Annotated in this window: 13 protein-coding genes; 8 read left to right on the forward strand and 5 right to left on the reverse strand. The window is 63.7% G+C overall.

All coding sequences use genetic code 11. The annotated features are described in order from the left end of the window. Positions 1–3,161 (reverse strand): exodeoxyribonuclease V subunit gamma (gene recC / locus PSTU_RS0115270; RefSeq protein WP_019341893.1); only part of this gene is annotated, 3,161 nt, incomplete at its 3' end. Positions 3,162–3,383: 222 nt separating this feature from the next. Here recC and PSTU_RS0115275 point away from each other — a divergent pair. Together PSTU_RS0115275 and PSTU_RS0115280 are read left to right on the forward strand one after the other, a co-directional pair. Further along, on the forward strand, positions 3,384–4,274 hold the full coding sequence (locus PSTU_RS0115275; RefSeq protein ID WP_019341894.1) for a cache domain-containing protein: 891 nt from the start codon (positions 3,384–3,386) through the stop codon (positions 4,272–4,274). 155 nt (positions 4,275–4,429) lie between these two features. Then, positions 4,430–6,118: a Na/Pi cotransporter family protein gene (locus PSTU_RS0115280; RefSeq protein WP_019341895.1), complete on the forward strand. Its 1,689-nt coding sequence runs from the start codon at positions 4,430–4,432 to the stop codon at positions 6,116–6,118. A gap of 109 nt (positions 6,119–6,227) precedes the next feature. Here PSTU_RS0115280 and PSTU_RS0115285 read toward each other — a convergent pair whose 3' ends face one another. Both PSTU_RS0115285 and PSTU_RS0115290 read right to left on the reverse strand, forming a co-directional pair. Further along, the gene (locus PSTU_RS0115285; protein WP_019341896.1) at positions 6,228–8,780 is read right to left on the reverse strand and encodes a TRAP transporter permease; all 2,553 of its coding nucleotides are present in this window, start codon (positions 8,778–8,780) and stop codon (positions 6,228–6,230) included. A gap of 125 nt (positions 8,781–8,905) precedes the next feature. Further along, positions 8,906–9,871 carry a TAXI family TRAP transporter solute-binding subunit gene (locus PSTU_RS0115290; protein WP_019341897.1) on the reverse strand — a complete coding sequence of 322 codons (966 nt, stop codon included), beginning with the start codon at positions 9,869–9,871 and terminating at the stop codon, positions 8,906–8,908. Between the two features lie 483 nt (positions 9,872–10,354). Between PSTU_RS0115290 and PSTU_RS0115295 the strand changes: the two genes are divergently transcribed. Then, a complete protein-coding gene (locus tag PSTU_RS0115295; protein WP_019341898.1) occupies positions 10,355–12,304 on the forward strand; it encodes a diguanylate cyclase in 1,950 nt (649 codons plus the stop codon). Here the strand turns inward: PSTU_RS0115295 and PSTU_RS0115300 are convergent. Both PSTU_RS0115300 and PSTU_RS0115305 read right to left on the reverse strand, forming a co-directional pair. Beyond that, positions 12,293–13,711 (reverse strand): sensor histidine kinase, encoded by a 1,419-nt coding sequence (locus tag PSTU_RS0115300; RefSeq protein WP_019341899.1) that lies wholly within the window; start codon positions 13,709–13,711, stop codon positions 12,293–12,295. The genes PSTU_RS0115295 and PSTU_RS0115300 overlap by 12 nt on opposite strands. Beyond that, on the reverse strand, positions 13,704–14,375 hold the full coding sequence (locus PSTU_RS0115305) for a response regulator (protein ID WP_019341900.1): 672 nt from the start codon (positions 14,373–14,375) through the stop codon (positions 13,704–13,706). Before PSTU_RS0115305 ends, PSTU_RS0115300 begins: the two co-directional genes overlap by 8 nt. A gap of 178 nt (positions 14,376–14,553) precedes the next feature. On the opposite strand from PSTU_RS0115305, the gene PSTU_RS0115310 reads away from it, so the two are divergent. From PSTU_RS0115310 to PSTU_RS0115330, 5 genes are all read left to right on the forward strand, one after another. Beyond that, a complete protein-coding gene (locus PSTU_RS0115310) occupies positions 14,554–15,816 on the forward strand; it encodes an OprD family porin (RefSeq protein WP_019341901.1) in 1,263 nt (420 codons plus the stop codon). A 34-nt stretch (positions 15,817–15,850) separates the two neighbouring features. Further along, positions 15,851–16,825, forward strand: coding sequence for a Bug family tripartite tricarboxylate transporter substrate binding protein (locus PSTU_RS0115315; RefSeq protein WP_019341902.1), 975 nt, complete (start codon positions 15,851–15,853; stop codon positions 16,823–16,825). 71 nt (positions 16,826–16,896) lie between these two features. Further along, complete coding sequence (locus tag PSTU_RS0115320) at positions 16,897–17,340, forward strand: tripartite tricarboxylate transporter TctB family protein (protein WP_019341903.1); 444 nt, start codon at positions 16,897–16,899, stop codon at positions 17,338–17,340. Between the two features lie 2 nt (positions 17,341–17,342). Continuing rightward, entirely contained in the window at positions 17,343–18,857 is a 1,515-nt protein-coding gene (locus PSTU_RS0115325; protein ID WP_019341904.1) for a tripartite tricarboxylate transporter permease, read from the forward strand. Between the two features lies 1 nt (position 18,858). Continuing rightward, positions 18,859–19,881, forward strand: a complete 1,023-nt coding sequence (locus PSTU_RS0115330; protein WP_029404821.1) for an AbrB family transcriptional regulator — start codon at positions 18,859–18,861, stop codon at positions 19,879–19,881. The last annotated feature ends 28 nt before the right edge of the window (positions 19,882–19,909 follow it).

The following is a 19,909-nucleotide window of genomic DNA, read 5'->3' on the forward strand; positions in this document are numbered from 1 at the left end:
GCGCAGCGATAGGCCGCGAGCCAGGGTTCGAGCAGCTCGGCGGCATTGGCCAGCGGCCCGAGCTGCCAGTCACCGGCCGGTGAAAGCATCAGGCTGTGGCGCTCGATGCCGGGCGTGGCGCACAGGTTGAGCAGCAAGTGGCGCAGCCAGAACGGCGGCAGATCCCATTCGCCCAGCTTGCCGAGCTTCCAGCCGAACAGCCCGGCCGGGGTCACGCCGTCCAGCCAGCCATGAACGCGCACACCGGCCAGGGTGATGTCCACCGGCTGCGGCTCGGGCACCGCGTCCGGGCGCAGTTCGAATAGCCGCGGCGCAAAGGCACGCACCGGGCCGCGCAGCTTGCCCCACAGCGCCTGGCCCAATTCGCCGGAGGGCAGCCAACCGGCGGCGCAGGCCATGCGCCGCTCGTCTTCATCGCTCCAGCCGTGCTCCATAGCCTGCAGCGACAGGCGGCGCAGGCCGTTCCAGGCCGGCATTTCCAGGTCGAAGGGCTCGTCGCTGGCGAGCGATTCCTGGTCGTCGGCCAGGCGCAGACCGAGACGCTGTTCGAGCAGGAAGCGCGCCGGATGACGGAAGCACTGCAACAGCTGCGACGGCTCGACGGTCAGCCAGGCCTCGTCCGGCTCGGCAAGCAGGCTGGCGAACGGCTGCGGCTGGGTCTGCGGCGGCTCGGCGAGGCGCTGGGCGGCGCGAAACCAGGGCAGCGAGAAGCCGGCGCAAGGCGCATCGCGGAAATTGCGTGGCGAAAACGGCTGCAACGGGTGGGCGACAAGGATCTTCTGGCTGACCGTCTTGGCCGCGGGCTCGTCAGCACTCCCAGATACCGGATCAGCAGGCGGCAGCGTGGCGGTCATGTCGACGGCTTCGAGTACCTCACTGAGCAGCACCGAAGGCGGCAGCACGGCGTTGTCGCGCGGGTCGCGGCCGACATAGGACAGGTACAGCGCTTCGCGCGCCGACAGCAGCGTTTCCAACAGCAGATAGCGGTCGTCGAGGCGCCGCGCCCGGTCGCCACGGCGCGGGTGGCGGCCGATCAGGTCGAAGCCCGACGGCGGCGTGCGCCGCGGAAAGGCGCCATCGTCCAGGCCCAGCAGGCAGACCACGCGAAACGGCAGGCTGCGCATCGGCACCATGGTGCAGAAGGTCACCGCGCCGGTGAGAAAGCCCGAGGCGCCACCGCCCTGCTGCAGCGCGGCGCTGAGCTGCTGATGCACCAGCTCCAGGTCGATGGGCCGGGTCAGGTCGGCCGCCTGGGCCTGTTCGCGCAACGCCGCACAGGCCTGGGAGAGCAAGAGCAACGTGTCGCCGGCTTCGCGCTCGTCGAACAGGGTGTCGATCAGGATTTGCAGGTCATCGGCCCATGCGGCCAACGGTCGTGGTCGCGCCAGCTGATCGGCGAGGTTGCCGAGGCGCTCGACAAACTCCACCACGCGACCAAGCAACTGCCCACGCGCGCCTTCCAGCGCATCCAGTGGCCAGTGTTCGCCGAGCAGTGGCGCGTGGTCGCCCGCCAGTTGCGGCGGCGCGGCAAAGCCCAGCAGTAGGCGGTCCAGCCCCTGGCGCCAGGTAAAGGCCGATTCGTCCGGCAGACCCAGGCGGGCCCGCTGGCTGCCGTCACGGCCCCAGCGCACGCCGGCGTCGCGCAACCAGTCGCGCAGTAGCGGCAGGTCTTCGCTTTCGATGCCGGCGCGTCGGGCGATGGCCGGCTGCTCCAGCCAGGCGAGGATTTCCTCGGCGGCGAAGCGGCTCTGCGCCAGCATCAGCAACTCGAGAAACGCCTCGATCAGCGGCATTTCGGCGCGCAGGCTGCGGTCGGCGAGGCTGTAGGGAATCCGCGGGCTGCCCTCGCGGGGGGCGAACACGGCTTCGATAAAGGGTGCGTAGCGCTCGATGTCGGGGGTCAGCACCACCACCTGATCAGGCGTTAGCGCCGGGTTGGCGGCGAAACGCGCCAGCAGCTGGTCATGCAGAATCTCCACCTCGCGCAGCGGCGAATGGGCGATATGCACTTCCAGCGAACGGTCGTCCTCGGCCAGCGTGATGCGCTCATCGGGTAGCCGGGTGCGCAGGCGCAGGATGTCGTTTTGCAGCGCGTGCAGCAGGCTGTCGTCACGCAGGTCTTCGTCTTCGGAATACAGGCCGAACTCCTGGCTGCCTTCGCTGGAGGTCAGGCTGAACAAGGAATCGAAGAAATCGCGGCCCTGCTTGCCAAGGCTTGCCAGCAACGGGTGACCCACGTCGAGATACCAATCGTCAGCGCCGGACGGCAGGGGAGCTACTGCGCTCGAGGAGGCTTCGTTAAAACCCGCCTCGGGATGCTCATGTACGGCCTGTACACTCCGCTCCCTCGCCGGGTTTTGCCTCGCCTGCTCTTCGCTCGCGACGCTCCCCAGCCGCCCGGAAGAAGGAAGCTGCCTGGCCAGCTCGCGAATGTCGCGGATCTCGCCCCAGGCCTCGCGGCTCGGGTTGAGTGCGCAGACCACCACGTCGATATGCCGCGCCAGGCCGTCGAGCACGCGCAGGTGGTGCGGTGGCAGGCTGCTGATGCCGAACACCAGCAAGCGCTCGGGCAGGCCGGGCAAGGGCTCGTCGCTGTAGAGGCGTTGCAGCAGGTCGCCGAGCAGCCGTGCGCGGTGCGGGTGGCCGTCGTTGGTCAGCTCGCGCCAGAGCAGCGCTTGCCAAGCTTCGTCGGGCCCGAGGTCGAGGGTTTCGCCGCGCTCCCAGGCGGCCAGCCAGTCGTCGCGGTAGAGCAGGTATTGGTCGAAGACGTCGGCGATCTTCGCCGCCAGCGACAAGCGTCGGCGCTCGTCACCGCCATCGAGGTATTGCGCCAGGCGCGGCGCCAGCTCGAGGTTGGCCGCTTCGCACAGCCAGCCATACAGACGCCAGGTCAGGGTCGTCGGGGAGAACGCCGATTGCTCCGGCAGGCTGCCCAGCACGGTGCGGCTCAGGTCCCAGACGAATTTGGCCGGCAATTGAATCTCCAGCTGCATGGCGATGCCCTGCTTGCGCGCCAGCTCCAGGGTCAGCCAGCGGCCCATGCCCTGGCTCGGCACCACCACCAGCGCCGGGGCAAAGGGGTCGGCGAGCGGCTGGGCCAGCAGGCGTGTAGCCAGTTCGCCGAGGGTTTCGAGGTCAGGAGCATGGTAGAGGCTGAGCATGGGCGGGCGGCTTCGGCTGGATCAGCGGCAGAGGGTAGCAAGTTCCGGCGAGCTCGCGGGATGCGCCCGATTGGCCGATGCACCCTGTCTTTACTTCTTTCGCAGCACGTGACTGCTCCCAGTGACCAATATCAATACCCCGACGGCTCGTAGGATATTCCATGGCAGGCAGTCACCAAGCACCTCCGCAGACTTTCGCCTGCCTCAGGCCTGGAGCACACGATGAAACTGAACAACCGGAACCTGCTGATTCTCACGCTCGGCGCCGCACTCAGCGGCTCTCCGCTCGCCTATGCCGCCACCGATGGCGCACCGGCCAAGGGCTCGGTGGAGCGCAGCCATGCGCGCGAGGCCAGCGCCCTGCTCGACCGCGCCGCCGCTCACTTGCAGGCCAAGGGGCCGGATCAGGCACTGAATGCATTCAAGGACCGTAACGGCGGCTTCGTCGACGGTCAGCACTACCTGTTCGTACTGGACCAGAAAGGCACCATGCTTGCCAGCAACGGCGCATCCCGGGCGCTGGTCGGGCTCAACGTGATGGACCTGAAGGATGCGGCCGGCAAGCCCTTCATTCGCCAGATCGTCGAAGGCGCGAAAACGGCAGACAGCGGCCAGGTCAAGTACCACTGGCTCAACCCCGTCGACAACAAGGTAGAGAACAAGACAAGCCTGTACCGCAAGGTCGGCGACCTCATCCTGGCGGTTGGTTATTACATCCCGCGGTCCTCTGCCGAGCAGGCGCAGAAGATGCTGGATAAAGCCGTGGCGCTGATGAAAAGTTCGGACGAAGCCTCCGCCTACAAGGCCTTTAACGACCCGCAGGGCGGTTTCGTGATGAATGACGAATACGTCTTCGTCATTGGTCTGGATGACGGCAAGTACCGCGCCAGCGGCGCCTCGCCGAACCTGGTGGGCGTCGACGTGCGTGAGATCACCGATGCCGCCGGTACGCCGCTGTTCAAGCAGATGATCGAACTGGCCAAGGACAAGGGCATCGGGAGCGTCGACTATGTCTGGCGCAACCCAGCCACCAATGCGGTGGAGAAAAAGCACACGCTGATTCGTCGGGTCGATGACGTCCTGCTAGGTGTGGGCTACTACTCGCCCAACTGAACGCCACGTGAACCAGCGGCGGGCGTCACGGTTGATGACAATCTGGTGAACGGCCGGCTGCCGGCGACGGTCAACCTTACATAACCCACAGCTCTCTGCCGCGCCAGGCGCAGGCAGCTGTGCCCGTTGACCATCCAAACCGGAGGCCGTGCCTGATGCTGACGCTGTTGCATTTGCTGTCCTCCATCGCGCTGCTGGTGTGGGGTACGCATATCGTGCGTACCGGGATCATGCGGGTGTACGGCTCGCATCTGCGTCGACTGCTCGGCCACAGCATGGCCAACGCACCGATGGCCTTTACCGCCGGGATTGGCGTTACCGCGCTGGTGCAGAGCAGCAACGCGACCGCCTTGCTGGCGATTTCTTTCGTCGCCCAGGGCCTGATGGCGCTGCCTACCGCGCTGGCGATCATGCTCGGCGCCGATGTCGGCACGGCGCTGATGGCGCGAGTGCTGACACTGGATCTGTCATGGCTGTCACCGCTGTTCACCCTGCTAGGGGTCTTTCTTTTTCTATCGCGCAAGCAGACCCGCGCCGGGCAGCTCGGGCGGGTGTTGATCGGCCTCGGCCTGATCATTCTGGCGCTGCAACTGATCGTGACCGCAGCTGCGCCGATCACCGAAGCGCGCGGCATGCAGGTGTTGTTCTCATCGCTGGCCGGCGACACCCTGCTCGCCGTGGTCGTGGGTGCACTGTTTGCAGTGCTCGCGTATTCCAGCCTCGCCGCGGTGCTGCTCACCGCAACCCTGGCCAGCGCTGGATTGATCAGCCTGCCGGTGGCGCTGGGCGTTGTCATTGGCGCCAACGTTGGAAGCGGCGTTCTGGCCTGGCTCAACGCCACGCCGCAGCCGGCGCCAGCCCGCCGGGTAGCGTTGGGCAATCTGCTCTACAAGCTCGCGGGTCTGCTGGCGTTGCCATTTCTACCAATGCTGGTCGAGTGGATGGCGACGCTTGGCTTCGGCGCACAGACGCAAGTCATCGCCTTCCACCTGGCCTACAACTCGCTGCGCTGTTTGCTATTGCTACCCACGGTGGGACTGATGGCCGGGCTCTGCGAGCGGCTGCTACCGGACCGTCCGCAGGACAATGGCATCGCACAACCGCGCCATCTCGACCCCACTGCGCTGGATACGCCAACCCTCGCCCTGGCCAATGCGACGCGCGAAACCCTGCGCATTGGCGACCTGGTGGAAACGATGCTGGCGCGCCTGCTCGAAGCACTGCGCGAGGATCGACCGGAGCCCGGCGAGGATATCCGCCGGCTGGATGATGACGTGGATGCCCTGTACAGCGGGGTCAAGCTCTACCTGGCACGGATGCCGCGTGACGATCTGGCCGAACAGGAGAGCCGACGCTGGGCGGAGATCATCGAACTGGCGATCAATCTGGAGCAGGCTGGCGACATCATCGAGCACATGCTGGGCAAGGTGCAGAACCTCAAGATTTCCAAACGCCGCTCGTTCTCCGACAGTGGACTGGATGAGCTCAGCCAGTTGCACGCACTGCTCAGCGCCAACCTGGGCCTGGGCCTGTCGGTCTTCCTGTCTGGCGACTCACACAGCGCCCGCCAACTGCTGCAGCAGAAGCGCCAGTTCCGAAAGCTCGAACGCGAGTTGGCCCATGCCCATGTCCACCGCCTGCACCAGCAGGTGGTGGAAAGTATCGAAACCAGCGCTGCACACCTGGAGCTGATCGCCGACATGAAACGCCTGAACTCTTTGTTCTGCAGCGCCGCCTATGCGGCGCTGGAAGGCTCCAGCAATGGCAAACAACGCGCCGCTGGCGAGGCTTCGACTGCGCGGGAAACACCGACCTCCGAGCACCTCCCCGGCAAGCCTGCCTGATCGGCGCATGAGCATGAGGCTGCTCGCCCATCGATTGTCGTGTTCAGCCGGCAACAAAAACCCCGGCGATGCATGGCATGGCCGGGGTCGGGTCAGCGATGCGGACTGGTCAGTCCCGCTTGCGCCGCCGCTGCATCCATACCACCAGAGCAAACAGCAACAGCGCCGGTATCCACATCCACTCTTTCGGCATGCGGTCGGTGGGTGCTCGCACAGCAAGGATCTCCTGGTCGAACTGCAGCCCCAGTTCGGCGGCTGGGCTGCCGAAGGTGACGCTGTCGATCAGCACCTTGCCCCCTTCCTCATACGTCATGAGGCCGAGCTTCTCCAGCTTCTCCTCGCCGGTATCGCCATTGGGAATGGCTACCAGCAAACTGAAGTCGCGCACGTCGCCAACCGCGTCTTCGCCGCGGATGCGCAGGCGCAGCTGGCTGTCTTCGTCGACCGCTTCGAGCGCCTGGACCAACTCGGTAGGCGGCAGGTCCCGGTAAGGGTCGTACACGATATCCATCCAGAAGCCGGGTCGGAACAGCGTGAAGGCGATCAGTAGCAGCAAGACGTTCTCGTACCAGCGACTACGCACCAGGAAGTAACCCTGGGTGCCGGCCGCAAAGATCAGCATCGCCACGGTCGCGATGATGAAGATCACCACGCCGTGCCAGAAGTCCACGTCGATCAGCAGCAGGTCGGTATTGAAAATGAACAGGAAGGGAAGCGCGGCGGTGCGCAGGCTGTAGTAGAACGCCACCACACCGGTCTTGATCGGATCGCCCTTGGACACGGCAGCCGCTGCGAACGAGGCCAGCCCAACCGGCGGCGTGACATCCGCCATGATGCCGAAATAGAAGACGAACATGTGCACGGCGATCAGCGGCACGATCAGCCCGTTCTGCTGACCAAGCGCTACGACCACCGGCGCCAGCAAGCTGGACACCACGATGTAGTTGGCGGTGGTCGGCAGCCCCATGCCGAGGATCAGGCTGAGGAATGCCGTCAGCAACAGCATCAGCATCAGATTGCCCATGGACAGCAGCTCGACCAGATCGGCAAGTACAAGGCCCACACCGGTCTGTGACACCGCGCCGACGATGATCCCAGCCGCCGCTGTGGCAATACCGATGCCGATCATGTTGCGGGCACCGGCAATCAGACCTTCGCGCAGGTCGATCACACCATCCATAAAGCCGCCGTGCTGGTGGCTGCCGTCATGGCGCATCCAGCTGAGCAACGGGCGCTGAGTCAGCAGGATGATGATCAGCATCACCGAGCCCCAGAAGGCTGAAAGGCCAGGCGACAGACGTTCGACCATCAGGCACCAGACCAGCACCACCACCGGCAGCAGGAAATGCAGGCCGGAGAGCAATACCGGACGGGTCTGCGGGAGTTTTTCCAGCGGTGCGTCAGGGTCCTCGGCTGGCAGAGGCGGGTTGCTCGCCGCGATCTTGAGTAATGCCAGGTAGATCACCGCCAGCAAGGCGCCAATCACCCAGATCGCCGCATCACCAAGCGCCGGCTTGAGCCAGCCGAGTCCGTAGTAGACCCCCAGCGACACACCGGAAATCAACGCAGCGCCAAAAGCAAAACCGATCAGGCGCTGCATCCAGGGCTTGGCCACGTTCGCCCGTGGCAGCGCCGTGAGGCCGAGTTTGAGCGACTCGAGATGAACGATGTAGACCAGCGCGATATAGGAGATCAGCGCTGGCAGGAACGCATGTTTGATCACTTCAACGTAGGGAATGCCGACGTACTCGACCATCAGGAACGCGGCCGCGCCCATCACCGGCGGCATGATCTGGCCGTTCACCGACGAAGCCACTTCGACCGCCCCCGCCTTCTCGGAAGAGAAACCCGTGCGCTTCATCATTGGGATGGTAAATGTGCCGGTGGTCACCACGTTGGCAATCGACGAGCCGGAGATCAAGCCGGTCATGCCTGACGCCACAACTGCGGCCTTGGCCGGCCCGCCACGGAAGTGACCCAGCAAGCTGAAGGCCAGCTGAATGAAGTAATGGCCTGCACCCGCGCGTTCGAGCAGGGCGCCGAACAACACGAAGAGAAAGACGAAGCTGGTGGAAACGCCCAGGGCGATACCGAACACGCCCTCGGTGGTGATCCATTGATGGTTGGCCAGCGCGGTGAAACTCACCCCGCGGTGAGCCAGCAGGCCAGGCATGTAAGGGCCGGCGAGGCTGTAACCGAGAAATATCAGCGCAATCACCGCTAGGGCCGGGCCGAGGGCGCGGCGGGTGGCTTCCAGCAGCAGCGGAATACCGATGCAGGCGGTGACCAGATCCATGGTGGTCAAGTTGCCCGGACGCTCTGCCAGCTGCTCGTAGACGAGAAACAGATAGCCGGCGCTGGCCGCAGCGATCAGCCCGAGCGCGATATCGATCAGCGGAACTCGGTCGCGCGGTGAACGCTTGAACGCCGGGTAGGCGAGAAACGCCAGCAGCAGGGCGAAGGACAGGTGAATCGAGCGAGCCTCGGTGTTGTTGAACACACCGGTGCGCAGCATGAACGGCAGCGGCGAGGCGATCCATAACTGGAACAGCGACCAGAGCAGTGCCAGGCCGGCAATCAGCTTGGCCATGCCGCCTTCGGGCATGCGCGCACCGACGTCCTTGGCGATCAGCTCTTCAGTGGAAAGTTGGTTGTCTTGCATGAAAGGTGGCCTGTTTTTTCAGGGAACGGAAACCGCGAAAACCCGTGGCACGAGGCACACGGGTTTTCAGGCGAACGTTGAGAACGAATAACCGCCCACAACGATGCAGCGAGCCGTAAAGGCCGTTACATCCAGCCACGTTCCTTGTAATAGCGCACAGCACCGTCGTGCAGCGGTGCAGACAGGCCGACCTTGATCATGTCTTCCGGCTTCAGGTCCTTGAACGCTGGGTGCAGACGCTGGAAGCGCTCGATGTTCTCGAACACCGACTTGACCAGCTTGTAGACCACTTCGTCGTCAACCTTGGAAGTCGTGGACAACACCGCCTTACCGCCAATGGACGGCGTGGCCTTGTCGTTGCCCTTGTACATGCCACCCGGGATTTCAGCCTTGGTGTAGTAGCTCTTTTCGGAAAGCAGCTTGTCGATGGCCGGACCTTCGATCGGCACCAGGACGGCATCCACGGTGGTGGTGGCTTCCTGAATCGCGCCATTGGGGTGACCGACGAAGTAGGTCATGGCGTCGATGTTGTTGTCGCCCAACGCGCTGGCCAGTTCGGCCGGCTTGAGCTCGGCGGCAAGGCTGAAGACCGACTGATCCCAACCCTTTTCCTTCATGATCTCTTCGAGGGTGTCACGCTGACCGGAACCGGGGTTGCCGATGTTGACGCGCTTGCCTTTGAGATCATCCAGGCCCTTGATGTTGGCGTCGCGGCGCGCCAGCACGGTGAAGACTTCGCTCTGCAGCGAAAACACGGCACGGATGTCTTCCATCGGGCCTTCGTTCTTGAACGGCTCCAGACCTTCCATCGCCTTGTACTGGTGGTCGGACTGCATGATGCCGAAATTGAATTCACCGCTGCGCAGGCCGTTGACGTTCGCCACGCCGCCGCCACTGGCCGGAGCGTTGCACTTCAGGTCCTCGGCGTTACGGTTGACGAAGCGGCAGATGGACTGACCCGCGACGTAGTAAACGCCCGTCTGACCACCGGTCCCGATGGTGACGAATTGCTCTTGCGCCTGAGCCATGCCGCTCAGACCAGTCCCCGCCAACGCGGCGGAAAATATCCATGCCAAGGATTTGCCTTTCATGGATCCACTCCTTATTGGTTGTTTTGGAATTGCCCTGCTGGCCTCGTGAGCCACGCAGAACATTGGGAGTCTAGCAGGCCACTGCCTCGGTAACAGCACGGAGCCGCAACCTTAAGAGGCGATCTTCAACGTCAAGGATAGGACCGAGGCACCAACCAAGGGTTGCGAACCGTCGCTAAAAAAGCCTTCAATCGCTCGGCACCTCTGCGCCTGCGTTACATAGGGAGCGACGCGAACGGTACAACGCAGCCGCGAACAGCGTTGTAAATCTTGAGCAGGCTGAGCAACCCCGGCTTGTCCGTGCTCGGATGGTGCTGGATAAGTCCGCCGCATGCCTTGAGCACGAACAGCAAGCTGCCTAACCAGTCGTTCCGATGGATGGGCAAGCCGTTAGTAACCTGACTGTAGTATCAAAGCGACATTAGCCGTATCGTTTCGGTGGCTAAACCACAGTTTGGTCCTTGCGCTGTGCCATGCATTGCGATGGGCCATTTGGACGAGATTTCCTATCTGATGCGACTCCGTCAGCTTTTGCTCTGCTGCCTTTTAACAGCCTTTGCCGGCCTCTTGTCGAGCCAGGCCTTCGCTGCAGTCGTTCCAGGCGTGGTCAGCAAAAGCGGTACAGAGCTTCAGGTAGGCGCGATCGAGTGGGTAGCGGGCAATCAAGACGCTGATTTTCCGACGGCTCATGACGCGCCCTGGTCGTGGCAACCGTTGGCAAAGCCCAGTCTAAATAAGCAGCGGGACGGCGTATGGCTGCGCTTTAGCCTCGACAGCACATCGGCCAGCTCAGGCCGCTGGTACCTGAGCGTGAAATGGCCCGTCCTCGATGAGGTGCGGATGCGCCTGTTCTACCCCGCCGAGGGCGAGTGGGGTCCGCTGATGCGAGCCGGAGACAACGTAGCCAAGCGTGATCAACCACTGGCAGACCACAACCTGGTGTTTCCGTTGGCGTTGCGGGGCAATGAACGCGTCGTGGTGTACGTGCAGGTGCGGGCTCAAGAGCTCATGGCGTTGCCGATAAGCATCTACGATGAAACGGCGTTCACAGCCGCGAAGATAACCGACATCGCCATGATCAGCCTGTTCCTCGGCGGCATGCTGGTGATCCTGCTCTATAACTGCAGCCTGTTTGTCTTCACAAGGGACATCGCCTATCTGCTGTATGTCACCTACTTGCTCAGTGCGCTGTTCTACGTCCTCACGATAACCGGCTTCGGCCAGTTGTTTCTGTGGCCTGAAATGCCTCAGATTACCCGCCGTTTCTACGCACTCTCTGCGGCGCTGTGCTTTTTTACCCCCTTGTTGTTTGCCAGTCGCTTTCTCACGATTCGTAGCTATGGCGGCTGGCCCTGGCTGATCACCTGGGTGATGACGGTGTACTGGGGCGTGGTGATTCTGGCCACCCTGTTCGCGCCCTCGCTTGATCGCTACCTGATGGCCGAGCCAGTCGCCCTGGTCCATTGCATCCTGACCATGGCCGCCGTCATCAACCTGTGGTTTCGTGGCAACGGCTCAGCAAAATTGTTCGCAATTGCCTGGTCGACATTATTGATCGCTACCGTCGTCCATCTGCTCGCGCTGGAAGGGCTTTTGCCGCTGAATGCGTTAACCCTGCATGGCCAGCTGATCGGTATGTTCACCGAGTTTGTGCTGCTCTCCATGGCCCTTGCCCAGCGCATCAATCAGGAGCGGGACCGTCGCGTTCTTGCCCAGCAGAGTGCGCTGCAAGCATCCGATGCGCTTGTTCATGAGCGCGAACAGCGCCTGCAGGCCCAACAACAGGCGCTAGCGGCGCAAGTTCGCGCAAACGAAGCACTGGAGGTGCGGGTCTACGAGCGCACCCGTGCACTGGAAGAGGCCAAGCGCGGCCTGGAGACGGTCAACGAGCAACTGACCCGCATGAGTGTTACCGATGCGCTGACCCAGCTGTCTAACCGGGGTCATTTCGACCTGATGATCGACGAAGAGATCCGCCGCGCCCAACGCACCGAGACGCCATTGTCGGTGCTGCTGCTGGACATCGATCATTTCAAGCGGGTCAACGACACCTACGGGCATGCGTTCGGTGACGACTGCCTGCGGCTGGTAGCCGATACGCTCAAGCAACACGGCAAACGGGCCGGCGACGTGGTGGCGCGCTATGGCGGCGAAGAGTTCGTTATCGCCCTGCCAGGCATGAACAGCCGCGAAGCGGGCGAACAGGCCGAACGAATCTGCGCAGCCGTGGCAGCGCTACGGCCCGCTCATGGCGAGCAGCGGCTGGAGCTGACCATCAGCATTGGCGTGGCGACCCTGCAGCCGCCTGCGAACTGCACCCCGACACAACTGCTCGCGTCCGCTGACACAGCGCTGTACCGAGCCAAGCACAACGGCCGTAATCAGGTCGTCGTTGCCGAGCCGGACGAGCTTTTCGAGCCTTCAGTCAGCTGAATCGGAAACTGGTGGTGGGAAGCGCACCTTCACCAGCAGCCCGCCCAACTCGCCCTGATCCAGCTCGATAATGGCCCGGTGGGCACGAGCGATTTCGCCGACGATGGCCAGACCAAGCCCTGCGCCCTGCCCTTGCTGATGCACACGGTAGAAACGGGCGAAAACCTTATCGCGCTCCGACTCGGCAATCCCCGGCCCGTCGTCCTCAACCTCCAGCACACCCTCATCCCGCACGCGCAGCACCACGTTGCCGCCGTTCGGCGTGTGCGCCAGGGCGTTGTCCAGCAGGTTATTGAGCAGTTCCGTCAGCAGCGTCGGCTCGCCGTCGATCCAGACCGGCTGCTCGGCTTCCAGCGCCAGCGCAACGCCCCGTTTGTGCGCCAACGCGGCCATCGCCAGCCCGAGGTCCCGCGCGAGCTGGCTGAGGTCGAGGCGCTGGGCACCGCCTTCGGCGATCGATTGCGCACCGGTTTCGATACGCGCCAGTGACAGCAGCTGATTGGCCAGATGAATCACCCGGTCGGTATGTGTGCCGGCCTCTTCCAGGGTTTCGTGCCAGCGTTGCGGTTGCAGCTCGCGCTGGCCCAGTTCGATACGCGCCTTGAGCGCCGCCAAGGGCGTGCGCAATTCATGGGCGGCGTCAGCGATGAACTGCGCCTGCCGTTCGAACTGGCCGCGCAGTCGCTCGGTGAAATGATTGAGCGACACCACCAGAGGTTTCAGCTCACGCTGTACGGCCACCAGCGGCAGCGGCCGAAGATCGTCGGGCTGGCGCTGTTCGACAGCCTCGCTGAGCTTGCCCAACGGGCGCAGCGCCGCACTGACCGCCAACCACACCAGCACCAATGCTGCGATCGCCAGCGATCCGACACGCCACAGCGTATCCATGAGCAGACTGCGAGCCATGCGCTCACGTGCGCCGAGCGTTTCGGCGACGCGGATTTCAGCGATGCCGGTGAGTTCCGGCTCGCTCACCGGTTGCAGCAGGCTCACCAGCCGCACGCCCTCCCCGCGGAATTCGCCGTCGTAGAAGCGCGCCAGCGCGGGATAGTCATCGGTGCGACGGATCTCGGCGCCCGGCGCCGGCAGATGCTCGTAGCCGCTGACCAGCCGACCTTCAGTATCCAGCACCTGGTAATAGATACGCCCGGCGCTGTCGTAGGCAAAGGTGTCCAGCGCCACGTAGGGCACGTTGGCGCGTAGCTGCCCATCGCTGGCAACCAGTCCATCGGCGATGGCGCGGGCCGAAGCCAGTAAGGTCCGGTCGTAGGCCGTGTCGGCGGCGGCGCGCCCGTTCCAGTAGGCGCTCCAGCCACTGAAAAGCATCAGCAGGGTCAGCAGCATCGCCAGCCTGCGCAACAACCCACCGCGCAAACTGCCCGCGCGCGGCTGTATCGCTTCAGGCATCCGCGGCCTCCAGCAGATAGCCCAACCCTCGGAATGTCACGATGCGCACTGCGCTGCCTTCCAGTTTTTTGCGCAGCCGGTGAATGTAGATTTCGATGGCGTCGGCACTGGCGTCTTCGTCGAGGCCGAACACCTGCGCCGCCAGTTGATCCTTGCTCATGACCCGACCGGGCCGAGTGATCAGCGCCTCGAGGACCGCCTGCTCCCGCGACGTCAGGCTGAGCGGCTGCCCCTGCAAGCTGAAGCGCCGCGCATCCAGGTCATACACCAGCGAACCGCAGCGCTGCTGGCGCTCGCCAGCGGCGACGCTGCGGCGCAACAACGCCTTGACCCGCGCTTCCAGTTCGGAAAGTTCGAACGGTTTGGCCAGGTAGTCATCGGCGCCCAGGTTGAGCCCGTGCACCCGATCGGTGACCTCCCCGCGCGCCGTCAGCATCAACACCGGCAGGGTTTTGCCCCGTTCGCGCAGGCGCGATAGCACCTGAAAGCCGTCGAGCCTGGGCAACCCAACATCTAGGATCGCCAGTGCGTAGTCCTCGGTCGATAACGCCAGATCAGCGGCCACGCCATCGTTGAGCAAGTCAACCGTCCATCCGCCGGCGCGCAACGCCTGCGCCACGCTTTCAGCCAGCTGGGGATGGTCCTCGACCAGGAGAATCCGCATTGCCTGTCCTCTGCCACACACGGAACGGGGCGCCAGTGTAGCGACAAGGCACGCCGCACGCTGCTTTCGCCCCTGAAAGCCTGGCGAAAGTTTCGCCGCCTAGGATCGGGACCAGGTGGCTCGATCCACCTGGCGCGGCACTGAGCCGCCACAACAAAAACAATAGTGGAGATACAGGATGCTGACTGCCGTCAGAATTAAACCCGCCCCTGCTCGTCTTGCCCTCGCCGTCGCGGCGGCTTCCCTGGCGCCCATGGCCCAGGCCGACTTTATCGAAGACAGCAGCGCGACCCTGCAAACCCAGAACATCTACCTAAATCGCGATTTTCGCGAAGGCACCGGCCAGTCCAAACGCGAAGAATGGGCGCAGGGCTTTCTGCTGAACATCGAGTCGGGCTTTACCGAAGGCACTGTCGGTTTTGGCCTCGACGCCATGGGCATGCTCGGTATCAAGCTGGATTCCGGCGGCGGTCGCACCGGGACCGATCTGCTGCCGGTACATGACGACGGCAGCACGCCGGACGAATTCAGCCGTCTCGGCCTGACCGCAAAGGCCAAGTTTTCGGAAACCGAGCTGCGCTACGGCAGCCACATCCCCGAAACACCGGTGGTCACCGCCAGCGACAGCCGAACCCTGCCTCAAGTATTCGAAGGCACCATGCTGGTCTCCCAGGACGTGACCGGCCTGACCCTGACCGGTGGGCGCCTGGACAAGGTCATCGACCGTGCCTCGACCAACTCTCAGGAGTTGCAGGTCAACAATAAGAACAGCCGATTCGACAGCGCGGCCGAGGCCGATCACCTGACGTTCGCAGGCGCGCGCTATGAGTTTAACGACAAGCTCGTCGGCACCTACTACGCTGCCGAGCTAGACGACATCTACCGTCAGCATTTCTTCAATCTCCAGGCCGTACAACCACTGAGCGAGAACTCGGCGCTGACCGCCGACCTGCGCCTGATGATCAGCGACGACACGGGCGCAGCCAATGCCGGAGAGATCGACAACCAGGCCTGGAACGGCATGATTGGGTACAGCCTCGGCGGTCACAAGCTCAGCCTGGCCTATCAGCAAATGAACGGCGATACCGGCTATGCCTATGTCGATGGCAGCAACCCGTATCTGGTCAACTTCGTCCAGATCAACGACTTCGCGAATGCTGATGAACGCTCCTGGCAGGCACGTTACGACTACAACTTCGCCTCCATCGGCGTGCCCGGGCTGACCTTCCTGACCCGCTACATCTCCGGTGATAACGCCGAGTACAGCGGCGGCAGCAATGGCAGCGAGTGGGAGCGCGACATCGAGCTCAAATACGTGGTGCAGACCGGCCCGCTGAAGAATGTTGCCGTTCGCATGCGCAACGCCATGTTCCGTTCCGATTTCGCCCGTGACGCCGACGAAAACCGCCTGATCGTCAGCTACAGCCTGCCGATCTGGTAACACCGTCCACAATAAGAATCAAAAGGAGACACCCATGAAGACTGCAATCCGCCGTTTCGCTCTGCTCTCGTCCTGCCTGGTCTTGTCCAGCCAGTTGTTCGCCGAACCCAAGCGCCCTGAATGCATCGCCCCAGCCAAGCCCGGCGGCGGCTTCGACCTGACCTGCAAGCTGGCCCAGAGCGGCCTGAAAGACGAGGGCCTGCTCGAATCACCGATGCGCGTCACCTACATGCCGGGCGGCGTCGGCGCGGTGGCTTACAACGCGGTAATCGCTCAGCGCGCCGATGACCCGTCGACCATCACGGCGTTTTCCAGCGGCTCGTTGCTGAACCTGGCACAGGGCAAATTCGGTCGCTATGACGAGACCGACGTACGCTGGCTGGCCGGGATTGGCACTGACTACGGCGCCATTTCGGTACGCGCCGATGCGCCCTACAAGAACCTCGACGAGCTCATCGCTGCGGTGAAGAAAGATCCGAGCAGCGTGGTGTTCGGCGCCGGCGCCACCATCGGTGGCCAGGACTGGATGCAGACCGCACTGATCGCCCGCGCCGCTGGCGTGGATCCGAAGAAGCTGCGTTACGTCGCGTTTGAAGGTGGCGGTGAAACCCTCACCGCCATGTTGGGTGGCCACGTCCAGGTCACCAGCAGCGGCCTGGGCGAAGTCGCCCCGCAGCTGGAAGCCGGCAAGATTCGCGTGCTCGCCGTGCTGTCCGATGATCGCCTCCCCGGCAAGCTGTCCGATATCCCAACCGCCAAGGAACAGGGCTACGACATCAGCTGGCCGGTGATCCGCGGCTTCTACATGGGCCCGGAAGTCAGCGACGAAGACTTCAACTGGTGGAAAACGCAGTTCGACACGCTGTTGGCTGACGAGGATTTCGCCAAGCTGCGCGCGCAGCGCGATCTGTTCCCGCTGTCGATGACCGGCGATGAGCTCAAGACCTTCGTCAACAAGCAGGTCGCTGATTACAAGGAACTCGCTGCCGAGTTCGGTCTGGTCAAGTAACACCCCGCCGCTCGCGGCTTCCGGTCCCGGCGGGCCGGGAGCCGCAGCTGGCTCCTCCCGAGGTATCTACCATGTACGTTCGTGTCTTTGCCGCGGCCTGGCTGCTCGCCTGCGCCGGCCTCGCGCTGCTCGCCTGGGGTTTCGAGGCGCCCTTCGCCTACGACCCGGTCGGTCCGCGCGCTTATCCGCTATTGCTGCTGTTCCTGATGGGCTGCGGCGCGCTCTGGCTGCTCTGCAAACCACACGGCGAGTCGACGCCGCCATTCGACTGGACGATGGCCCGGCGAGCCCTGTACTGCGTGCTGGTTCTGCTGGGTTACGCATTGCTGTTCGAGAAACTCGGCTTCGTCATCACCACGGCACTGGCCACCTTCGCCATGGGCCTCTTGTTCAACGGGCGCCTGCTGCCGAGCCTGATCAGCGGCGTGCTCATGGGCGTGCTGCTCTTTGGCCTGTTCGATCTGTTGCTTGATGTGCCGCTGCCGCTCGGTGTGCTGCGCTTGCTGGAGAGCTGAAAATGGAAACCTTGAACTTCTTGATGCAGGGCTTCGATGTCGCCACACGACCGACGAACCTGCTGGTGGCGCTGTTCGGCGCCTTTGTTGGCACCGTTGTCGGACTGCTGCCTGGGCTCGGCCCGATCAACGGCGTGGCGCTGCTGCTGCCCCTGGCGTTCGCCCTCGGGCTGCCGCCGGAAACAGCGCTCATCCTGCTCGCCGCGGTGTACCTGGGCTGCGAATACGGCGGACGCATCTCGGCGATCCTGCTCAACGTCCCGGGCGACGCTGCGGCCGTGATGACCACGCTCGACGGCTATCCACTGGCACGCCAGGGTAAAGCGGGTATCGCGCTGTCACTGTCGGCGGTCAGCTCGTTCATGGGAAGTATCATCGCCACCTGCGGCGTGGTGCTGTTCGCGCCATTGCTGGCGAAATGGGCCGTGGCGTTCGGCCCGGCGGAATACTTCGTGCTGATGATCTTCGCAATCGCCTGCCTGGGCGGCATGGTCGGCGACAAGCCGGTGAAGACGCTGATGGCCGCCTTGATCGGCCTGGGCTTGGCGACGGTTGGCGTGGACTCTACCACCGGCGTCTACCGATTCACCTTTGGCAGTGTGAGCCTGTCGGACGGCATTCAGTTCGTCATCGTGGTGATCGGTTTCTTCAGTGTCAGTGAAGTCCTGCTGATGCTGGAAAAAACCCACAGCGGGCAAAAGGCCGTGAAGGCCAGCGGGCGCCTGCTGTTCAACTTCAAGGAGTTCTGCCAGACCTTCTGGACCATGGTGCGCAGCGCTCTGGCCGGCTTCGTCATCGGCACCCTGCCTGGCGCTGGCGCGACCATTGCCAGCGCCATGACCTATATGAGCGAAAAGCGCATGGCCGGCGACAGCGGCAAATTCGGCGAGGGCGACCTGCGTGGTCTGGCCGCGCCGGAGGCCGCCAACAACGCCTCGGCCTGCGGCTCGCTGATCCCGATGCTGACCCTCGGTGTACCAGGCTCGGGCACCACGGCCGTGATGATCGGCGCACTGACGCTGTACAACATCACCCCTGGCCCACTGCTGTTCGAGCAGCAACCCGACGTGGTCTGGGGCCTGATCGCCTCGCTGTTCATCGGTAACGTCATTCTGCTGGTGATGAACATCCCGCTGGTCGGCCTGTTCTCCAAAATGCTCAGCGTGCCCAATTGGGTTTTGGTCCCAGCCATCACCGCCATCAGCGTGGTCGGCGTGTACTCGGTACATAGCACGACGTTCGACCTGGTGCTGATGGTGGGTCTCGGCGTGTTCGGCTACCTGCTGCGCAAGCTTGAGTTTCCGCTGTCCTCGCTCATCCTCGGCTTCGTGCTTGGCGAGATGATGGAAGACAACCTGCGCCGCGCACTGTCGATCTCGGCGGGCGATCTGGGCATTCTCTGGGGCAGCCCGATCACCCTGGCGCTCTGGGCCATGGCCGCACTGATGCTGGCCATGCCGGGTCTGCGCTGGTGGCGTCAGCGCCGTCGCACCAAGCTGAACGAGGCACATGCCTGATATGCCGCGCCAGTTGCCGGGGTGGTGGGCGACGCCTCTGGTCGGCGCCCTCGGTGGCTGGCTGGCCAGCCTGGCCAACTGGCCGCTGCCCTGGATGGTCGGCTCCTTGCTGGCGGTCATTGCGGTTCGCTGCAGTGGCTGGCTGGTAAAGGAGGTCCCAAATGCTCGACAAGCCGGGCAGTGGTTGATCGCTAGCGCCATCGGCCTGCATTTCACCAGTGAGGTCATGCAGCAGGTGCTCCAGCACTTCGGCGTGATTCTCGCCGGTGCACTGTGCACGCTGCTGTTAAGCCTGATCGGTATCTTCATTCTCTTGCGCAGCGGCACGGATCGCGCCACCGCGTTCTTTTCCAGCATGCCGGGCGGCGCCAGCGAGATGGTTAATCTGGCCAGTCGCCACGCGGCGCAGCCGGCAATGGTCGCCGCGGCCCACAGCATGCGCCTGCTGCTAGTCGTGCTGATCATCCCCGCCCTGTTCACCTGGAGTCTGCCGCCCGTCGACGCGCCGCCACCAGCGCCGGTCAGCTGGCCTTGGCTGGCCGTGCTATTGCCGGGCGGCGTCCTGCTGGCGCTGTTGTGGAAAAAGTTCGACCAACCCAACCCCTGGATGCTCGGGCCACTGACTGTCTGCGCCGTCGCCAGCGCCGCTTTCGACCTGCACCTGGGCATGCCCGAAGGGGCTGGTCAGTTCGGCCAATGGCTGATCGGTTGCTCGCTGGGTTGTCACTTTGATCGGCCATTCTTTCGCAGCGCGCCGCGCTTCATGCTGCGCATTCTGCTGTTCACGTTATTGGCCATGCTCGCTGCAGCGGGTCTTGCCAAAGTGTTGGGTTGGGCGGCCACCCTGAACCAGACGTCGCTGATGCTGGGAATGATGCCGGGCGGGATTACCGAGCTGTGCCTGACGGCCGAGGCGCTGCAATTGTCGGTGGCACTGGTCACCGCGCTGCAGGTTCTGCGGTTGTTTCTGGTGATGTTTCTCGCCGAGCCGCTATTTCGGTTCTGGCAGCGGGCCACGCTTTAACCCGCCGATTGGCGGGGTCTTTTTTTTG

The organism is Stutzerimonas stutzeri SDM-LAC (assembly GCF_000235745.1).
GTDB lineage: Bacteria > Pseudomonadota > Gammaproteobacteria > Pseudomonadales > Pseudomonadaceae > Stutzerimonas > Stutzerimonas stutzeri_H.

Coding starts and splice junctions, on each gene's coding strand:
- PSTU_RS0115285 (WP_019341896.1), bottom strand. CDS start 8,780: ATGCAAGACAACCAACTTTCCACTGAAGAGCTGATCGCCAAGGACGTC.
- PSTU_RS0115305 (WP_019341900.1), bottom strand. CDS start 14,375: ATGCGGATTCTCCTGGTCGAGGACCATCCCCAGCTGGCTGAAAGCGTG.
- PSTU_RS0115310 (WP_019341901.1), top strand. CDS start 14,554: ATGCTGACTGCCGTCAGAATTAAACCCGCCCCTGCTCGTCTTGCCCTC.
- PSTU_RS0115280 (WP_019341895.1), top strand. CDS start 4,430: ATGCTGACGCTGTTGCATTTGCTGTCCTCCATCGCGCTGCTGGTGTGG.
- PSTU_RS0115315 (WP_019341902.1), top strand. CDS start 15,851: ATGAAGACTGCAATCCGCCGTTTCGCTCTGCTCTCGTCCTGCCTGGTC.
- PSTU_RS0115320 (WP_019341903.1), top strand. CDS start 16,897: ATGTACGTTCGTGTCTTTGCCGCGGCCTGGCTGCTCGCCTGCGCCGGC.
- PSTU_RS0115290 (WP_019341897.1), bottom strand. CDS start 9,871: ATGAAAGGCAAATCCTTGGCATGGATATTTTCCGCCGCGTTGGCGGGG.
- PSTU_RS0115325 (WP_019341904.1), top strand. CDS start 17,343: ATGGAAACCTTGAACTTCTTGATGCAGGGCTTCGATGTCGCCACACGA.
- PSTU_RS0115300 (WP_019341899.1), bottom strand. CDS start 13,711: ATGCCTGAAGCGATACAGCCGCGCGCGGGCAGTTTGCGCGGTGGGTTG.
- PSTU_RS0115275 (WP_019341894.1), top strand. CDS start 3,384: ATGAAACTGAACAACCGGAACCTGCTGATTCTCACGCTCGGCGCCGCA.
- PSTU_RS0115295 (WP_019341898.1), top strand. CDS start 10,355: ATGGGCCATTTGGACGAGATTTCCTATCTGATGCGACTCCGTCAGCTT.
- PSTU_RS0115330 (WP_029404821.1), top strand. CDS start 18,859: ATGCCGCGCCAGTTGCCGGGGTGGTGGGCGACGCCTCTGGTCGGCGCC.